The sequence below is a fragment of the Rhodococcus jostii NBRC 16295 genome (assembly GCF_001894825.1).
In the GTDB taxonomy this organism is placed as follows: Bacteria; Actinomycetota; Actinomycetes; order Mycobacteriales; family Mycobacteriaceae; genus Rhodococcus_F; species Rhodococcus_F jostii.
Genome location: NZ_BCWY01000018.1, coordinates 23,612 through 40,294 on the forward strand (window position 1 = coordinate 23,612; position 16,683 = coordinate 40,294).

The 16,683-nt window shown below is 68.2% G+C and carries 18 protein-coding genes; 8 read left to right on the top strand and 10 right to left on the bottom strand.

The genetic code is table 11. The annotated features are described in order from the left end of the window. Positions 1 to 5 precede the first annotated feature (5 nt). Together RJ1_RS14235 and RJ1_RS14240 are read right to left on the bottom strand one after the other, a co-directional pair. Entirely contained in the window at positions 6 to 809 is an 804-nt protein-coding gene (locus tag RJ1_RS14235; protein ID WP_073360852.1) for a hypothetical protein, read from the bottom strand. A gap of 87 nt (positions 810 to 896) precedes the next feature. Beyond that, positions 897 to 1,436, bottom strand: coding sequence for a lipoprotein LpqH (locus RJ1_RS14240; protein WP_073360854.1), 540 nt, complete (start codon positions 1,434 to 1,436; stop codon positions 897 to 899). A 208-nt stretch (positions 1,437 to 1,644) separates the two neighbouring features. Here RJ1_RS14240 and RJ1_RS14245 point away from each other — a divergent pair, with 208 nt between their 5' ends. The 5 genes from RJ1_RS14245 (at position 1,645) to RJ1_RS14265 (ending at position 7,274) form a co-directional block, all read left to right on the top strand. Further along, complete coding sequence (locus RJ1_RS14245; RefSeq protein WP_073360856.1) at positions 1,645 to 2,964, top strand: hypothetical protein; 1,320 nt, start codon at positions 1,645 to 1,647, stop codon at positions 2,962 to 2,964. Then, entirely contained in the window at positions 2,961 to 3,992 is a 1,032-nt protein-coding gene (locus tag RJ1_RS14250) for a hypothetical protein (protein ID WP_073360858.1), read from the top strand. Before RJ1_RS14245 ends, RJ1_RS14250 begins: the two co-directional genes overlap by 4 nt. Position 3,993: 1 nt before the next feature. After that, positions 3,994 to 5,505, top strand: a complete 1,512-nt coding sequence (locus tag RJ1_RS14255) for a tetratricopeptide repeat protein (RefSeq protein WP_073360860.1) — start codon at positions 3,994 to 3,996, stop codon at positions 5,503 to 5,505. After that, positions 5,499 to 6,770, top strand: coding sequence for a CHAT domain-containing protein (locus RJ1_RS14260; protein WP_073360862.1), 1,272 nt, complete (start codon positions 5,499 to 5,501; stop codon positions 6,768 to 6,770). Before RJ1_RS14255 ends, RJ1_RS14260 begins: the two co-directional genes overlap by 7 nt. Before the next feature lie 90 nt (positions 6,771 to 6,860). Further along, positions 6,861 to 7,274: a VOC family protein gene (locus RJ1_RS14265; protein ID WP_073360863.1), complete on the top strand. Its 414-nt coding sequence runs from the start codon at positions 6,861 to 6,863 to the stop codon at positions 7,272 to 7,274. Here RJ1_RS14265 and RJ1_RS14270 read toward each other — a convergent pair. Then, positions 7,239 to 8,450, bottom strand: a complete 1,212-nt coding sequence (locus RJ1_RS14270; RefSeq protein WP_073360865.1) for an FAD-dependent monooxygenase — start codon at positions 8,448 to 8,450, stop codon at positions 7,239 to 7,241. The two genes, RJ1_RS14265 and RJ1_RS14270, sit on opposite strands and share 36 nt — an antisense overlap. 92 nt (positions 8,451 to 8,542) lie before the next feature. Between RJ1_RS14270 and RJ1_RS14275 the strand changes: the two genes are divergently transcribed. Beyond that, complete coding sequence (locus tag RJ1_RS14275) at positions 8,543 to 9,259, top strand: TetR/AcrR family transcriptional regulator (RefSeq protein ID WP_073360867.1); 717 nt, start codon at positions 8,543 to 8,545, stop codon at positions 9,257 to 9,259. A gap of 16 nt (positions 9,260 to 9,275) precedes the next feature. Here the strand turns inward: RJ1_RS14275 and RJ1_RS14280 are convergent, their stop codons facing one another. Both RJ1_RS14280 and RJ1_RS14285 read right to left on the bottom strand, forming a co-directional pair. Continuing rightward, a complete protein-coding gene (locus RJ1_RS14280; protein WP_073360868.1) occupies positions 9,276 to 9,602 on the bottom strand; it encodes a hypothetical protein in 327 nt (108 codons plus the stop codon). A 63-nt stretch (positions 9,603 to 9,665) separates the two neighbouring features. After that, entirely contained in the window at positions 9,666 to 10,664 is a 999-nt protein-coding gene (locus tag RJ1_RS14285) for a GlxA family transcriptional regulator (protein ID WP_073360870.1), read from the bottom strand. Between the two features lie 102 nt (positions 10,665 to 10,766). Here RJ1_RS14285 and RJ1_RS14290 point away from each other — a divergent pair, with 102 nt between their 5' ends. Continuing rightward, on the top strand, positions 10,767 to 11,063 hold the full coding sequence (locus RJ1_RS14290) for a putative quinol monooxygenase (protein ID WP_073360871.1): 297 nt from the start codon (positions 10,767 to 10,769) through the stop codon (positions 11,061 to 11,063). A 137-nt stretch (positions 11,064 to 11,200) separates the two neighbouring features. Next, complete coding sequence (locus RJ1_RS46740; protein ID WP_162850353.1) at positions 11,201 to 11,356, top strand: hypothetical protein; 156 nt, start codon at positions 11,201 to 11,203, stop codon at positions 11,354 to 11,356. Positions 11,357 to 11,375: 19 nt separating this feature from the next. Here the strand turns inward: RJ1_RS46740 and RJ1_RS14295 are convergent, their stop codons facing one another. From RJ1_RS14295 to RJ1_RS14315, 5 genes are all read right to left on the bottom strand, one after another. Beyond that, positions 11,376 to 12,671 carry a Glu/Leu/Phe/Val family dehydrogenase gene (locus RJ1_RS14295; RefSeq protein ID WP_083400602.1) on the bottom strand — a complete coding sequence of 432 codons (1,296 nt, stop codon included), beginning with the start codon at positions 12,669 to 12,671 and terminating at the stop codon, positions 11,376 to 11,378. 55 nt (positions 12,672 to 12,726) lie between these two features. After that, positions 12,727 to 13,398 (bottom strand): 4-carboxy-4-hydroxy-2-oxoadipate aldolase/oxaloacetate decarboxylase, encoded by a 672-nt coding sequence (locus RJ1_RS14300; RefSeq protein WP_073360874.1) that lies wholly within the window; start codon positions 13,396 to 13,398, stop codon positions 12,727 to 12,729. 34 nt (positions 13,399 to 13,432) lie between these two features. After that, a complete protein-coding gene (locus RJ1_RS14305; RefSeq protein WP_073360876.1) occupies positions 13,433 to 14,641 on the bottom strand; it encodes an aspartate transaminase in 1,209 nt (402 codons plus the stop codon). 139 nt (positions 14,642 to 14,780) lie between these two features. Then, positions 14,781 to 15,845, bottom strand: a complete 1,065-nt coding sequence (locus tag RJ1_RS14310) for an L-idonate 5-dehydrogenase (RefSeq protein WP_073360877.1) — start codon at positions 15,843 to 15,845, stop codon at positions 14,781 to 14,783. Positions 15,846 to 15,853: 8 nt separating this feature from the next. After that, positions 15,854 to 16,609, bottom strand: coding sequence for an SDR family oxidoreductase (locus RJ1_RS14315; RefSeq protein ID WP_073360879.1), 756 nt, complete (start codon positions 16,607 to 16,609; stop codon positions 15,854 to 15,856). Positions 16,610 to 16,683 lie beyond the last annotated feature (74 nt).

A 16,683-nucleotide genomic window follows, 5' to 3' on the forward strand; every position in this document is an offset into this window, starting at 1 on the left:
GTCCGTCACACGTTCGCCGGCAGGGCGATGACGATCTCTTGCTCGTTCCCCGGGAGATAGTGGACCGTCACCACCCGGCCCACCTGAACGTGGCCGACACTGCGCGGCGGCAGGAACTTCTCGACACGGGTGGTGAACGTCGTGCCGTCGGGCCGGGTGACCGAAAGCCCGAGTTCGACCTTCGAATTCCCGTTGCGGATCTCGCCGGGCACGCTGAGCGCGTGCACCACCGCCTGCGCGGGGATGCCGCGGGCCGCGATGTCGAGCTTGCCGGCCGTGGTGACTCCCTGACGAATCATGGATCGATTCAACGCTTCCTGCGCCGTCGACATGTCGCCCGAGCGGTCGATCTCGACCTTGTCGGTGCGGTCCGGAAGATAGCGGACGGGCAGGACGACCCCCGGACGGAGAAGCGCCAACTCGGTCAGCGGCACGATCATCTCGGCGTGCGAATCGAAGATCTTGCCGTCGGCGCACTCCACGCCGAGGTCGATCCGCACTTCCGGTTGATCGTTGAGGGTCATTCCCGTCTGACGCACGGACTGCACCGTCCCGATTCCGACCGCTGCATGGCGGAATGCGGCACTGTTCCGTCCTGTGAACGCTGCCACCACGCTGTCACCGGTGACGGCGAAGCAGACCACGAACAGGCTGATCGCGGCGATCGGCCAGATCATCTGCGGGCCCACCCACGACAGCGCGTCGATGCCGTAGTCGGTCCGCCCCCGGTTGCCGAGGCCGTGCCAGAGGTAGTAGCCGACCGACCCGCCGAGAAACACGACGGCCCCGGTACGCACGATCTTCTTCACGATGTGTCCTTTCCGTGCCCGAACTGAGGGGAAGGTGGGGGGACACGCGCGGACTCACCTGTCCGCGCGCGTCCCGGGTGGGCGGGCTCAGCCGCCCACGACGGTCGAGCAGGCGAACGTGATGTCGAACTTCGAGGCGCTCGGCGCGGTCGGGTTGCTCATGTCGGGGGCGCCGACCCCTTCGCCGGTGATCGTGTAGGTGTCGCCGTCCTTGACGACCTTCGCGGAACCGCCCGGCATTCCCTGCCCGAAGCCCAGGGCGTACGGGAGACCGTTCGACCCGCCCTTGCTGCCCGCGATCCCGACCGCCTGCACGGTGTCGGTGCCGGTGACGGTGGCCGAGACGGCGAGGTCGCCGTACGTCGCGTTGGCGGTGTCCGCCAGCGCCAACGCCAGGGTGTCGCCCTGCTTGGCGCAGGTCGCGTCGAAGTCCGCGTCCAGTGCCTTGCCGTCGACCGAAGCCGAGGACGCGCCCGCCGGAGCCGCCGCGGCCGGGGACTGCTCGGAGCTTCCGCCGGAACTTGTGTCACTGGCGTCGCTGCACCCCGTGACGAGCAGGGCGACACCTGCTGCCGCCACGATGCCGGCGGTGTAGACGCGCTTCCGAGTCCGAATGACCTTGTTCATGATCCGTCCTTCACGTTTCGTGAGGGGCGCTCGGCGCCCGTCGTCGATTCCTTCGGCTCGCGTTCCGGAGCCGATGTGAGAAAGGTAGGAACTTCTCGCGCCCTACCGATCCCAGATTTCTCGTCCCGTGGTCGAGGCATCCCTGCGGTAACCTGCTCGAATGCGGACGGGATCGGCGGGGTCGGAGGCTGCTCGGCGACCGCGCGCCATGGTTCTCGACGAGGTCTGGCGAAAACTCGACGGAGTCGAACCGCTCAGCGGACGCGACGGCGGACCACTGAGCCGCACCGTGAAACTGATCCTCGATCCGCTGGTCATCCGCCCGGTCCAGAACCCGCTGTGCGCCGGTCCGATCGTCACGGCCGACGGCGCGCAGCTGCTCGCCGCCCGCGTGTATGCCTCCGCCGACGCACTCCGAGCCACCGCGGCCTGGTTCACTCTGCTCAAGCGGGTCCGACGGGCTCTGCGCATCACCGACGGCAACCCGCAGGACCTCTACTTCCAGCGCTGCTTCGAACTCGCGACCGGCTCCGGGCTGCCCGACCCGCTGCGCGACGAGTCCGTCGCCGAGGACACCCTGCGCGACGTGCACGAGTTCACGGCCGGCCGCACCACGCAGGCGTTGAAAGCCCACGTCACCGACCCGGCGCGGGCACGGGAACTGACCGCCCTGATCGCCGTCGCGTGGGGACGGCGACCGCTGTCGGGTGCGCCGGGCGCCGATCACGCCGGTGCGATCGACGCCGTGCTCGACGCCTGCCCCGCAGCTCGACTCGGGCAGGACGGCGACGACGGACAGCAGGCCCTCGACAGGGTGATCGCCGGCCACGCGGGCACTCACCACGGGATTTCGCTCTGGACGACCGAGGTTTCCGCCCACCGGCTCGGGCTGACGGCGCATCCGGTTCCCGAACCGCCCTGTCTGGGACTGTCGGCGTCCACCACGGCGCTCGGGCTTCCCTTCGATCGTTCCGTCCACGAGCGCGTCTTCACCCTGCTCCGCGCGTCGACCGATCGGGCGGAGCTGCCACCGATCCACGAACTGGTCACCGCCGAGATCGCCCGAAGTTGCTCACCCTGGGCACTTCTCGACGAATCGTTGCGGGTCGCGGCGACGACGGGTGCCGCGCTGGCGAACGGTCTTCGCCCGATCGGGGCCGCAGCGTCGCGTCCGGACACGGCCGCCGCCCGGGTGATCAACGGCCGCTGGCAACGTGAGGCGTACGTCCTGCAGGCACGCCGGCTCACGGTGAACCCCGACGCGGCGGCGCTGCCCGAAACGAATCCGCTGGCGGTCATCGCCACCGAACTCGTCGAGCCGTGGCGCCCCTATCTCCGCCGGCTGTGGGTCCGCCTGCACGGCCGCGACGTCCGCGGGTTCTCCGTTCACGAACCAGGCGAACTCTGGGACCTCCTCGACGGGGTGGCGCGGTCGGTCATCCTCGATCATCGAATGCGGGTCAAGCAGGCGCTCAGCGCAATTCCGCTCACGGATGCGGCGGATGCTCCCGAATCGAGGGCGAGTTGACTACCGGCACGGTGCGGATCGAGCGCGCCCCCGACGGGATCTGGATCATCGCCCCCGACGACGCACCGAGCGTCCTCGACGACGCCGCAGGCATCGACGTGGCAGTACTGGAAGCCCTGGGCGGGCACCTGTCGTGGAGTGTGCTCGCGGAACACGCGGTTCCGGCGGCCGTGATCGACGACGTCGACTCGGCGCAGAACTGGCTGTGGGCCGTGTTCGGCGAAGAGGTGGCACTCGCCGTGGCAGCCGGTTCGGGGACCGAAATCTCGGTCGCACCGGCACGACCGCGGGTGGCCGCCTGTGCTCGGCGGCTCGCGTTCGCGCTGTGGGCGGCGCGGTGGTGGCCGACCTCGACGGTCGACGCCCTCCCGGCACTCGACGAGGAGCTACTGAACGGCGAGATCGCCACTCTCGTAGAGGAATGCGATCTGCTCGTCGACGGGGCCGATGCACTCGCACCGGCCGCCCCGGCAGTCCCCGTCCGACCCGCGCGGGCGGATGACTACGCCCTCGCGGCCGGCGTCGCGACCGCGACGCTGCCGAGCGCACTCGTCCTGACGCGGGGCACCACCGGAACCGACTGGCGCCGGTACCCGCCCGGACTCGTCGACGCGTCCGAGCGCGCAGTGGCGTGGGAGGTGGTGCGCGCCTCCGGGACCACGACCGTGCGGGTGAGTATCGTTGCCGCACCCGGTCTCTCCTCAGCTGTACCGGAGCATCTGCGGCCACGGGCATCGGTCGGCACCGCGTCGGGAACCGTCGATGTTTCGCTGAGCCTGTCGGGAGACACCTGGTCGGGCGTGGCGGCCGCACCGAGCGGATCGGAGGCGGGCGTGTCCGTGGACGTGCACGTGCCCGGGTTCGGCACGACCGGATCCGCGGACGGCGGTGGCGCGGAGGTCCGGGAGCGGGTGCGAAACCTGATCCGGCAGCGACTCCTCCGGGCCGCGGCGACCACGCCCGACGACGGACCGGACGCGCCCCTGCTCGCCGAGATAGAGGCCGCTGCCTCGGATTCGGACTTCTGAGATGGACGATCAGACGGGGCGTGACCTTCTCGCGGCCGGCGCGGCAGCGTATGCCCGCGGAGATGTCGCCGAGGCGCTCCACACGTTCGAACAGGCCGCACACAGGGCCACGGGCGATCTCCGGACGAGCGCGATCATCAACGCAGCCAGCATGTCCGACGAACTGGGCGATCACACCCGGGCCGTCACCCTCTACCGCGAGGCTCTCACGCTGATGCCTGCCGACGCCGCCCGGATGCGTCCCGCGGCCCTGGTCAACCTGTCGCAGGCGCTGCAGCACCTGGGCGACCTCGACGGCGCACAGGACGCGCTCGAGCAGGCGCGGAACATTCTCGCGACCCGCGAGGATCAGGGCGACCTCACAGTGGCGTGCCTGCTGTCGCTGACCGCGGTCGCGATGCACCGGCAGCAGTGGGCGCACGCGGCCGACATTGCCACCGAATCCCTGCAAGCGGCGGTGCGTTTCGCTCCGGGACTGGCCGGTCATCCTCTGATGAACCTGGCAGCCGTCCACTTCGAGACCGGGCGTTTCGATCTGTCCGACGACTTCGCCGGGCAGGCGCTCGCCGCGTTCGAGACCGCCGGCGACGTCAATGCCGTCGCCGAAACGCAGCAGAACCTGGGCATCATGCACGTCCGGTCGGGTCGGCTCGACGCGGCCGAACCGCTGCTGCTGGCGAGTCAGACGTTCTTCGAGCACGCCGGCATCGGCCACCGGGCGGGCATCGGATCGAAGGTGCTCGCCTTCCTCGCCGAGGGCCGGGGTGACACCGAGCGGGCGGGGGCCCTCTATCGCCGCAGCGTCGACTACTTCCGGGATTCGGGAGCGGTGCTCGACGTCGCGGACGTCGAGACCCGCCTCGCCACCGTCGCCTTCGCGGACGGGCGATCCGACGAGGGTGAGAAGCTCCTCGCATCCGCGTTCACCACGTACACCGAGCTGGGGCTCGGCCTGCACTGCGCGCAGGTCGACTTCTGGCACGCGACCCTACTCGAAGCCGTGCTCACGTCCGCCGACCCGCCCGACACCGCTCTGCGGGCACGAGCCACCGCGCTCGCGGTGCCGGCGGCGATCGCCATCGACGCCGTGCGGTTCACGCTCCCGAACGGGCGCCAACGCGAGCAGTGGAACCGCGAGATCGCCGACCCCGCCGTGCAGTTGGCGTTCCGCCTCGCCTACTCCTCGGGCGACGCGCGCCTGGTCGCCGATCTCGTCGAGGCGCAGTGCGCGGGGACGACGGTGGACGTCGGCCGGGCCGGACACGGCACCGCGGCGCGGCTGCCCCTGGAGTTGCCCGACCTTCCCGCGGCCGGCACGTCCGACTCCGCGGGTGCGTTCCAGCTCGGCGCGGCGCTGGCAGGAGTCGCGGCCGACGCCGGTCTGCCGGTGCCGCTGCCGCCGCGGCTGGCCGTGACGCCGGACGGTCGGATCGTGCTGGGGACCGCCATCGCGACCGCCGAGCAACGCTATCGGCGCGAGGTCCGCGACAGCAGGACCGTGCCCGCATGGTGAACGCACACGGGCAGCCGACGGCAATCGTGCGGATGGCCGATGCCGGGGACCTCTACGTGTCGTGGCGGTGGACGCACGACACCCTGCCCGGCGGAGTCGGTACGGCACCCGCGGCGCAGGTGAACGAGACCCTCGCAGCGTTGGGGCGGGCACTGCCCGACCTCACGGGTCCGGAGGGTCTGCACCGCGCGCTGACGACGGGGGCGTTCGCCTCCTACAAGGCTGAACACGATTTGGCTCAGCACCTTTCGCGCACGTTCCTTCCGTTCGGCCTTGCCCGGCAGTTGCACGACCTGTTCACCCGCGGTGTGCGCCCGCATCTCCGGATACAGCCGTCACCCCGGGTCGCGCAGGTGCCGTGGGAGCTGATCGCGCCCGACCCTGGCCTGCGTCTCGTCGACATCGCGGATGTCAGTGTGCTCGCGCCGCTCAGCATCGTCCACTCGCCCGGACGCGAGACCCGGAGCTGGACGCACACCCGGCACCTGCCCGTGGTCGCGATGCTCGACCCCCGGGTTCCGGGGTTCCAGGCGGACTCGGCGCTCGGCTCCGTCCTGGGGCGGATGGACGCGGACAGTCCGTTGTCGCGGCGGGTGGCCGCCTACGCGGACGAGGGCAGGCTGCGGCCGGTCGTGGGCGGACCGACGGACTGTTTCCGCCGCGAAGACGTCGACCGGAACTGGCTCGGCACCGCACTACGGGAGGGCGCGGGGCGGATGGTGTACGTCGGGCACGTCACGGCGTCCGCACCCGAGTCCGGTCAGAGCGAGCACGCCGAACTGCACCTCGCCTGCGCCGTGGACTCACTCGGGTTCGCGGAGCCGAAGCGGGCACACCGGCCGCTGTCCGCGAAGGACCTCCTGCTGGGAACGCACACGCTCACGGCCGAGCCGATCCGCGGCGCGGAGTTGTGGCCGATCCCGAGCAGGGTTGCGCTGATCGCCTGCGAGAGCGGTGGTGACCTGCGGTTCAGCGAGGCACTCGGGTTGGTCTCCGCGATGATCGCCGGCGGGGCGGAACTCGTCACGGCCAGCCGCTGGGCCCTGCCCACCGACCTCGCGTTCCAGCGCTTCGCGGACGCCGGACCGCAGACGCGTCCACTGCAGGACGCCATCTGCTCGATCGACGCGGCGCACGAACTGCCCGACGCGGTCGGGGCTCTGTGCGACTGGCAGCGCGAGCGGGTGGCCGCCTGGCGGGACGAGCGGACGATCGAGCATTCACCGGTGCTGTGGGCCGCGTTCGCGACGGTCTCGACCCACTGATCCGCCAGGGGTTCCCGTTCCCGACATCGTGTCGGCCGGTCGTTGTACCGTCGTTGCTGTCGGTTCCGGCACGAAGAAGGAGCATGCCTCATGACCTCTCGTCTCAACCCCTACATCAGCTTCGACGGCAACGCGCGGCAGGCAATGGAGTTCTACAAGGACGTCTTCGGAGGCACCCTGGCGTTGAACACGTTCGGTGAATACGGTGCGCCGGAAGGCGAGGGTGCCGACAAGATCATGCACGCCATGCTCGAGTCGGACACCGGCTACACGCTCATGGGTGCAGACACCCCGCCCGGTATGGAACACAACCCGGGAACCAACATCGCGGTGAGCCTGAGCGGAGACGACGGCGACGAACTCCGCGGCTACTGGGCCAAGCTCGCCGACGGTGGATCCGTGTCCGTGCCCCTGGAGAAGCAGATGTGGGGAGACGAATTCGGCGCCTGTACCGACAAGTTCGGCATTTCATGGATGGTCAACATTGCCGGGACGCCCGGCTGATCGCAGCGCCGGGTAGTCATGCAGGTCGATGTCGGTGGCGAAGGAGTCGGTCAGCTTCATCATCAGGCCGAACAACGTCCTGGACTTGAACGTCCAGTTACGCAGCCTGATTCGCGTGGCCGACTTCGGCGCGAGAAACGGTCCGGCGCTGCCCTTGCGAGCGATCTTTGCGTACCGGTGCATCTGCTCGTCGTACCGTCCGAACGCCACCCGGTGGTCGCCGTCGGCGGCGGCGAGCTCACCCGCCAGTACATACGCACCCACGAGAGCAAGTCCGGTCCCGAAGCCGCCCAGCGTGTTTCCGTACGCGGCATCGCCGAGTAGGGCTACGCGACCGGCGGTGTAGGCGTCGGTCTCGACCCTCGCGATCGAGTCGAGGTAGAAGTCGGGCGCGTCGTCCAGGTGTTCGAGCAACCGGGGCACGCGCCACCCTGCATCGGCGTACGCGGTGGCCAGCAGTCGTCTCTGCTCGGTGGTGTCGCCACGGTCGTACTCGATCGCGTCGGACGCGAAGACGAACAACTCCGGAGCCTTCGGTCCACCGACGACCGCCATCCTCCCCGGCTCGTTGTACATCAGTCCCGTTGCGCGTTCCTTGTCCGGCGCGGCTTCGCTCACCGCGTCCGTGGAACCGACGACGGCGTAGTAGTACCCGAGGAATCGGACGAAGTCCTCCTCCGGCCCGAACCGGTGGCGACGCACGGCCGAGTGGATGCCGTCGGCGCCGAACACCAGATCGAAACGGCGTGCGTCCGACTTCTCGAACGTGACCTCGACCCCCGACTCAGTGTCGACCAGAGCGGTGACGGAATCGCCGAAGAGGTACTCACACGAATCCACGGTCCGTTCGTAGAGGATCTCGGTCAGGTCGCCGCGCAGGATCTCGACGTCTCCGCCGATGAATTCGCCCGGGATGGTCGCCACGTGCCGGTCACGCTCGTCGACGATCAGCAGGTCCGTCTTTCCGGTCTGCCTGCGGTGCACCTCGTCGAGAATCCCCATCCGCTCCAAGACCTTACGGTGAACTTCCCCCTTGAAGTCGACAGCCTGGCCGCCGAGTCGGAGGTCCGGCGCCCGCTCGACGACGGTGACGGCGTATCCGCAGCGACTGAGCCAGAACGCCAGGGCCGGCCCGGCGATGCTTGCACCCGAGATCAGGACGGTTCTATTCGGCATGGGAGCCTCCAGGGCATTAATTGTGTCTGTCGGACACAAATCAGTGTATGGTAGACACTATTCCGGATCAAGAGTCGGCCGGAGGAGCGCAGATGGTCACCCAGCCCCATACCGCCGAACTACTGTGGGGATCGCCGGCGAGACCGAAACGGGGTCCGAAACCTGCCCTGAGTCTCGAGCAGATCGTCGCCACCGCGATCTCGATGGCGGATGCCGAGGGCCTCGCCACGCTGTCGATGCAACGCCTCGCGGAGCACCTCGGGTTCACCAAGATGTCCCTCTACCGCTACACCCCCGGCAAATCCGAATTGACCGCCCTCATGCTCGACGCCGCCCTCGGACCCGCACCCGACCTGTCCGAGATCGACGGCGGCTGGCGCGCAGTGCTCCACGAGTGGGCGCTGCGCATGTCGGCCGGACTCCGACGGCACCCATGGGTCGTGGACGTCGCCGTCGGTCCCCGAGTGCTGGGGCCCAACGAACTGGACTGGCTCGAAACCGGGCTCGAAGCGCTCACCGACACGGGACTCACCGGAGGAGAACGACTGGACGCGGTCGTCCTGATCACCGGCCACGTGCGCAGTCTGGCTCAGCAGACGACGGCGACCGGGGCCGAAACCGACACACCCGAGAAGTCCTTGAACGCGATCATGACGGGAATCCTCGCCGCCAACGCCGACCGCTACCCCCAGGCGACGGCCGCCTTCGCGTCGGCGAGTTCCACGTCCGGGCAGGACGATGCGCTGGAGTTCGGCCTGGCCCGGATCTTCGACGGCCTGGCAGCCCACATGTCGGCGCGGGCCGACTAGCGGAGAGCGTGGGGCTTCAGCTCACCTGCGGTTTCAGGTCGCCGTAGAAGGTGTGGGCCTTGCCGGCCAGGAGCCACAGCGGCGCGTCCAGGTCGCCGTCCGACAGGTAGCCCTTGTCGCGACCGTCGGACAGGTACTGGGAGCGCGCCCACTCCTCCAACCCCTCGTTCGACTGGTCGGGCAGGCCGTAGATCTGCGCGACGGCTCGGTGAAGTTGTTCGTCGTCGACGGTCATCCCCTGCGGCTGGCGCCGGAGGTTCAGCGCCTGGTCCGTCGCGCCCGCCCGGTGCAGGTGAACGATGTGGAAGGCCATCTCGCACACGAACGGCTGGTTTCGATTCACGATGCTCCTCTCCGTTCGTCACCATCGATGGTGCCGCGCCTGTGCCTTTCGCGCCAGTGCCGACTATCTTCCGGCCCGACTCCCGTGACGTTCGGGTCCGAATCGGCTTCTGCCACGACGGATCTCGGTGATACTCGTGTGCCGCCGACGGCGGATCAACGCGCGCAGCGTGGCCGCGTTCCGGTACCCCACCGCGCCGGCGATCGTGTCGACGCTCTGCTGGGTGGTGCGTAGGAGGAACGTTGCCTGATCGAGTCGGATCTCCTGCACGAACTCCACCGGTGTCATGCCGAGGACCGCGGCGGTGGTGCGTTGCAGCGTTCGTTCGCTGACCCCGATCGCACGCGCGACACCGTCGATCGGCAACGGTTCGGCGAGGTGGTCACGGATCCATCGTTCGAACGCGGTCATCGTGGGGTCTGCGGTGGCGAGCAGGGACGGCACGGCGAAGATGGCCTGGGACGGTCGGTCCCCGATCAGGAGGTACCGCGCCACCAGGTCGGCCAGCGCCGGACTGTGCTGCTGGACGATCGTCAGTGCGAGATCGATGTGGGCGAACGCTGCCCCTGCCGTCGTCACCCGATCGTCCTGGGTGAGTGTGCGGCGCTCGTCGAGGTGGACGCGTGCATAGCGGGCGCGGAACGCCGGCCCGAGCCACCAGCTCGTCGTCGCGGCCAGCCCGTCGAGCACGCCCGCTTCGGCCAGGAAGAAGGTGCCGCTGCAGGCCGCGGCCAGGGCGGCGCCCCCGCTGCGCCCCTCGACCACCCAGTCGAGGGCCGGATGCCCGCGCACCACGTCGACGATCTGCGCCGGGGCCTTCACCCCGATCGCGGGCATCACGAGGATGTCGGGAAGCTCCGTGACTTCCGTCAGCGGCGTGGTTGCCAGTGTGAGTCCGTGCCCGGTGCGAACCGACAACCCGACGGCGACCGGTGTCACCGCAAACGGGGGCTCGACGGCCTCGGTGTCGCCGCAAAGGGCGTCGGCCGTCGCCAGGACATCGAGCATGACGCTCAGTCCCGAATCGAACATGCCGTCCACGGCGAGAACCGCCACCCTCATGACGGAAACGGTAACAAAAGTGGCGCATCCGCCGCCCCGTTCGCCGCGGGGCGGCCCTAACGTCAGAGGTGGATCAGCCGGAACCGACCACGAGGAGACATCATGGCGATCGACAGAGGACTACTGGCACTGCTCGAGGCCAAGCCGGGAAAGGGCGAAGAACTGGCGGCGTTCCTGGAACAGGGACGCGCACTGGCGGCGGAAGAGAACGGCACCGTCACCTGGTACGCGTTCAAGATCAGCGACACCACGTACGGCATCTTCGATACGTTCGAGAACGAGGACGGCCGGCAGGCGCACCTGACCGGCGCCATCCCCGCAGCACTCGGGAAGGTCGGCCCCGAACTGCTCGCCAAGGACCCCGACATTCGGCCCGTCGACGTCATTGCCGTCAAATAGCCGAACTCGCCGGGTTTCCAACCGTATGGTCAGTCGAATACTGACCGGAAACCTACCCGAACGGGTAGGGCCCCCGGCGTCCGTGCCGCGGCATACTTGGCCGGCTCGGGGGTTTCCGAAACGATACGGAGAAACTGATGCTCGACCGGCTGTACGCCGCTGTCCTCGCCGTCGCCGGCCTCGGCTACGGGGGATACATCCTTCTCGACGAGCTGACCGGACATTCGGACACACCCGGCGACGACGAGCATCATCTCCGCGCAGAAACTTCGGATCAGGTGTTCACGGCTTAGCCTCGACGCGGGACGACCGTCAGGGAAACAGTCCTCGCGCCTCGTGCGCCTCCGCGACCTGCCCGACACCGATGACGTGGGCAGCGCGCCGCAGGGTCAGAGACTTCTCCGACGCCAGGGCCCACACGCTGCGCGAGGCGTTCTGCATGAACACGCAGAGCTTGCGGTCCACCTCGGCGCCGGTCCACGAGAATGCCTGCAGGTTCTGGACCCATTCGAGGTAGGACACGACCACCCCGCCGGCGTTCGCGAGGATGTCGGGGACCACGGTGACGCCGTTGCTCTGGAAGACGGCGTCGGCCTCGGGTGATGTCGGTCCGTTGGCCCCTTCGACGATCATGCGGGCGCGGACATCGGCGGCGTTGTCTGCGGTGAGGACGCCGTCCATCGCTGCGGGAACCAGCACATCGACGTCGAGGCTCAGGAGTTCCCGGTTGGTGACGCGGTCGGCGTGCGGGTAGGACGCGAGGGTCTCGCCCGCCGCGGCCCATGCCTCGAGCTTCGCGATGTCGAGTCCACCGGACTGGTAGCACCCTCCACTGATGTCGGACACCGCCACCACGCGGCAGCCCTCGTCGGCGAAGAACCGTGCGGCCCCGGCGCCGACCTTGCCGAACCCCTGCACCGCGACCGTGCGTCCCACCGGATCGATGTTGCTGTGCCGCATCGCGTCGAGTGCCGCGAGCACGACCCCGCGGGAGGTGGCGCCGGCGCGGCCGTTCGACCCGCCGACGGTGAGCGGCTTCCCGGTCGTCGCTCCGTGGACGGAGTAGCCCGCATTCACGGAGTAAGTGTCCATCATCCAGGCCATGGTGGATTCGTCCGTGTTGACGTCGGGTGCGGGAATGTCCTTGTCGGGGCCGATGAACGGGAGGATCTCCTGCGTGTAGCGGCGGGTCAGCCGTTCCTTCTCCGAACGGGTCAGCCCCCGCGGATCGATGGCGATGCCGCCCTTGGCTCCCCCGTACGGCAGCCCGAGCAGCGCGCACTTCCACGTCATCCACATCGCGAGCGCGGTCACCTCGTCGATGTCGCTGTCCGGGTGGAAACGAACGCCGCCCTTGCCCGGTCCGCGGGTGAGGTTGTGCTGCACCCGGTAGCCGGAATAGACCTCGACCCTTCCACTTTCGCGGCGAAGAGGAACCGACACCGTCAGCGAACGCCGGGGTGTGGCCAGCAGCCGATACATGCCGTCGTCGAGACCGAGGATGTCCGTCGCGTCACGCAACTGCGACAGCGCGGCGCGGTGGGCCAACGCCCCCGGGGTAACGCGATCCGGTGCCGAAACCGGTAGAGCCAACTCGTGAACAGTCATGACCTACGCCTTCGTCTGGAACTGCGATCGACATCTGCGGCAGGGAGCGGCCGACTCACTGGTCGACGGTGAGGCCCTTGGTCTCGAGCACCTGAGCAAGGTTGCTGACCTGAATCGGGGTTTCACCCTTCCTGTACCGCTCGATGTACGCGGCTTCGGCAGCGTCGCGCTCACGGGAAGCGTCGATGGCGTACTGGACCTCGTCGCGGCGGATCACGACCACCCCGTCACAGTCCCCCTTGATCACGTCGCCGGGGTAGATGATCTGGCCGCCGAACACCAACGGCTGGTTGACCGGCCCGAGCGATTCCTTCACCGTCCCCTCGATGCACACGTGCTTGGAGAAGACGGGAAACCCGAGTTCGCGGATCTCCCGGGTGTCCCGCACCCCGCCGTCCGTGACCAGTGCGGTGATGCCTCGCGCCACGCAGGCATTGGCCAGCACGTCGCCGAACTGTCCTGCGGGCTGATCCCCGGAGGACACGACGAGGACGTCGCCGGGTTGCGCGTAGCTGATGGCGACCTGCAGCATGATGTTGTCGCGCGGATGGCAGACGACCGTGAACACGGACCCGCAGAAAGACATGTCGCGGTCGATGGGCTTGATTCCCGAATCGAGTGCACCCTTGCGGCCCTGGGCCTCGTGAATGGTGGCGGCCGAGAAGGCGCCCAGCCGGTCGATGGCGGCCTTGTCGGCACGGTCGATCTTAGTGGTGACGTGAACCATTGTGTGTCTCCGTATTTCGTGGAATGGGTGGGGATCAGGAGAGTGACGCCACGGCCTTCTCGACGGCGGCCGCGGCATTTCTCAGCACGTCCTCGGACGTGGCGAACGAGACTCGGAAATAGGACTCGGCGCCGTATGCGGACCCCTGAATCGTGGCCACCGACGCGTGATCGAGGAGGAACAGCACCACGTCCTGGTCGTTCGCGAGGAGCGTCCCGTCAGGAGTGCGCTTGCCGACGAGCCCCGCGCATCCGATGAACAGGTAGAAGGCGCCCTGAGGGAGCACCGGTTGCAGACCGTCTATGCCGGAGAACAATTCGAAGGTGATGTCCCGCCGGGCGCGATAGCTCGCGACGGACGTGGTGACGAAACTCTGATCCCCGGTCAGTGCCTCGGCGGCTGCGCCCTGGCTGATCGACGACGGGCAGGAGGAACTCTGCGACTGCAGCTTGTTGATCGCGGCGATCAGCCCCTTGTTCCCGACCCCGTACCCCAGGCGCCATCCGGTCATCGCGTAGGCCTTCGACACTCCGTTGGTCACCAGGATCCGGTCGCGCAGGTGCGGCGCGGAGGACAGCAGGTTCGGAACGGGTGTGCCGGTGTATACGATCTCGTCGTAGATTTCGTCACAGAGGACGTTCACGTGTGGGTTCCGGTCGAGGACCGTTGCCAGTTCCGTCAGTTCCCGCTCGCTGTACACGGCGCCGGTCGGGTTGGACGGCGCGTTGAGGATCACCCACTTCGTTGCGGGAGTGATCGCGGCGGCGAGTTTGTCGGCCGTGAGCAGGAACCGGTCGGACTCCGGGCAGTCGACGACGACGGGCGTTCCGCCGTGGACGGTCACCATGTCGGGGTAGGACACCCAGTACGGCGAGGGCACGATGACCTCGGTGCCCTCCTCCACCGTCGCCATCAGCGCCAGGAAGATGACCTGCTTGGCGCCTCCTCCGACGGTAATCTCGTTGTCCGCGAACTCGACGCCCGTCCGGTCGAGCATTCGCTTCGCGATCGCGTCCCGCAGTGCGGGAATGCCGTTGACGGGGGTGTACTTGGTGAGGCCGGATTCCATCGCCGCGACGGCCGCCGCCTTGATGTGGTCCGGTGTGTCGAAATCGGGCTCTCCGACCGTCAGGTCGAGGATCTCCCGACCCGACGCCCGGAGCTCGCGAACCCGTTGCGCAGCTGCCACACTCGGCGATTCACGCATCTGGTCGACTCGTGCTGCTGGAACGAAGGTGGACATTGTTCCTCCTGGTAGAGGGCATGGGAACGAAAGAGGCCGGCAAGTCGGGCGGTACCTTCATACCCAGGCTATCGGGCGGGTACCCCACCTGTACAAGACCGATTGCTTGTCGTGTGATAGCTGTTCGGCATGGCTGGATTCAGAACGCCAGCAACACCTTCGCGGACGCGGACGCATCCTTGGCGACGGAGAAGGCTTCGAGGCCGTCCTCGATGCCGTACTCGTGACTGATCACCGGATCGACGTTCAGGCTGCCGTCCGCCAAAGCGGTGAGCACCGAATCGATCTCGTCGTTGAATCGGAAGGACCCGACCAGCTCGAGCTCCCGTGTGATGACGAGCGACAGCGGTGCGGGCTGCAGTCCGGTGGGAAGCAGACCGAGCAGGACCACCCTGCCGCCGCGTGTCGCACCTCGGATGGCCGATTCGAGCCCGAAGCGGTTGCCGGAACACTCGACGACGATGTCGGCGTCGACGGCCGCGATGCTCTCGGAATCGTTGGCGTCCACTGTCTTGTCCGCGCCGAGCGCCCGTGCGACCGCCCGCGGATACTCGTGCACGTCGACCGCGGTGATCTCGCGTGCACCCGCCCGACGCAGGACTGCGACCACCAGGGCACCGATGGGTCCGCACCCCACGACGAGGGCACTCTTGCCGTCGACGTCACCCGCGCGAGCCACGGCGTGCCATGCGACCGCGGCAGGTTCCGCGACGGCCGCGGTGCGCAGTGGAAGGTCCGGTGGCAGCCGCCGCAGCATGCGCGAGGGCAGAACCGCGTACTTCGCGAATGCCCCTTCGGTGTGGGGGAATTGCGCTGCACTGCCGAGGTACGTGCACCCCGGCGAGAGATTCGGGCGATCCGCGGGGAACCGGGCGGATCGGCCGCCGGGGGTGGCGGGATGCACGGCGACAGGTTCACCCGCTGCGGGGCCGCTGCCGTCCGCGGCGGCCTGCACCACTGTGCCCACTACTTCGTGGCCCAGCAGCATGGGTGCCTTCAGAATCGACTCGCCCGCCGCCCCGTGCGTCCAGTAGTGCAGGTCGGATCCACAGATCCCGCCGTACGCGATCTCGACGACCGCCTCGGACGACGCGGGCCTGCGGAGAGGCACCGACTCGATGCGCAGGTCGCCGGCGGCGTGCGCCACCACCCCGAGAGTCTCGGCAGGAAGGGCCGCGCCGGGGTCGTGGTCTGGAGTGTTCACAGCGGGCCTCAATCGTTGCGCCGGATGAAGTCGAGCCCACCCGGAACCTGGAAGGTGGGCATGATCTCGATCAATCCGAGATTCACATGGCGCGGGGCGTCGATCGCGAATTCGATCGTGTCGGCGATGTCCTTCGTCGTGATGGATTCGAAGCCTTCGTAATACGTCTCCCACGCCTCCTTCATCGCCTCCGGCGATCCACCGAGGTTGCGTCCGAAGATCTCGGTCTCGACTCGGCCCGGGCAGATCTCGGTCACGCGTATGCGTTTGCCGATGGTGTCGTTGCGGAGTTGTCGCGAGATCTGGTGCACCGCAGCCTTCGTGGCGTGGTAGGCGGTGTGGCCGTAGAAGTTGTACAGGCCCGCGATGGAGCTGATGTTCACGATGTGGCCGAGGTCCCGTTCGACCATCCCCGGCATCAGCAGCCGGCACAGGTGCAGGACCGCACGCAGATTGACGTCGACCATGGCGTCGACCGAGTCCGCGGAGGCATCGAGGATGTTGCCCGTCGCGGAGACTCCGGCGTTGTTGATCAGGACGTCGATGTCGAGGCCGTCGACCGCCGCGGCCAACGCGTCGATGTCGGTGATGTCGACGGCGAGCGGGATCATTCCCGTCTTGTCCGCCACCTCGTCGAGCCGTTCCTTGTTGCGGGCGACGCCGTAGACGGTGAGTCCCCGCTTGGTCAGGATCTCGGTGACCGCGGCGCCCATTCCGGTGTTGGCGCCGGTGACGAATGCGGTCCGGTAGTCGTTGAATGGCATGACGCTCCCTTGCCTTGCTGGTGGTGAAAGTTGGTACAGCCCGGTGGTCTTCGAATGGTCAGGAGACCACCGGG

Bases quoted from the DNA above. Each gene is read 5' to 3' on its own strand.
- RJ1_RS14295 (WP_083400602.1), bottom strand. From the start codon at position 12,671: ATGACTGTTCACGAGTTGGCTCTACCGGTTTCGGCACCGGATCGCGTT.
- RJ1_RS14285 (WP_073360870.1), bottom strand. From the start codon at position 10,664: ATGAGGGTGGCGGTTCTCGCCGTGGACGGCATGTTCGATTCGGGACTG.
- RJ1_RS14305 (WP_073360876.1), bottom strand. From the start codon at position 14,641: ATGTCCACCTTCGTTCCAGCAGCACGAGTCGACCAGATGCGTGAATCG.
- RJ1_RS14255 (WP_073360860.1), top strand. From the start codon at position 3,994: ATGGACGATCAGACGGGGCGTGACCTTCTCGCGGCCGGCGCGGCAGCG.
- RJ1_RS14300 (WP_073360874.1), bottom strand. From the start codon at position 13,398: ATGGTTCACGTCACCACTAAGATCGACCGTGCCGACAAGGCCGCCATC.
- RJ1_RS14245 (WP_073360856.1), top strand. From the start codon at position 1,645: ATGGTTCTCGACGAGGTCTGGCGAAAACTCGACGGAGTCGAACCGCTC.
- RJ1_RS14290 (WP_073360871.1), top strand. From the start codon at position 10,767: ATGGCGATCGACAGAGGACTACTGGCACTGCTCGAGGCCAAGCCGGGA.
- RJ1_RS14265 (WP_073360863.1), top strand. From the start codon at position 6,861: ATGACCTCTCGTCTCAACCCCTACATCAGCTTCGACGGCAACGCGCGG.
- RJ1_RS14315 (WP_073360879.1), bottom strand. From the start codon at position 16,609: ATGCCATTCAACGACTACCGGACCGCATTCGTCACCGGCGCCAACACC.
- RJ1_RS14240 (WP_073360854.1), bottom strand. From the start codon at position 1,436: ATGAACAAGGTCATTCGGACTCGGAAGCGCGTCTACACCGCCGGCATC.
- RJ1_RS14270 (WP_073360865.1), bottom strand. From the start codon at position 8,450: ATGCCGAATAGAACCGTCCTGATCTCGGGTGCAAGCATCGCCGGGCCG.
- RJ1_RS14275 (WP_073360867.1), top strand. From the start codon at position 8,543: ATGGTCACCCAGCCCCATACCGCCGAACTACTGTGGGGATCGCCGGCG.
- RJ1_RS14260 (WP_073360862.1), top strand. From the start codon at position 5,499: ATGGTGAACGCACACGGGCAGCCGACGGCAATCGTGCGGATGGCCGAT.
- RJ1_RS46740 (WP_162850353.1), top strand. From the start codon at position 11,201: ATGCTCGACCGGCTGTACGCCGCTGTCCTCGCCGTCGCCGGCCTCGGC.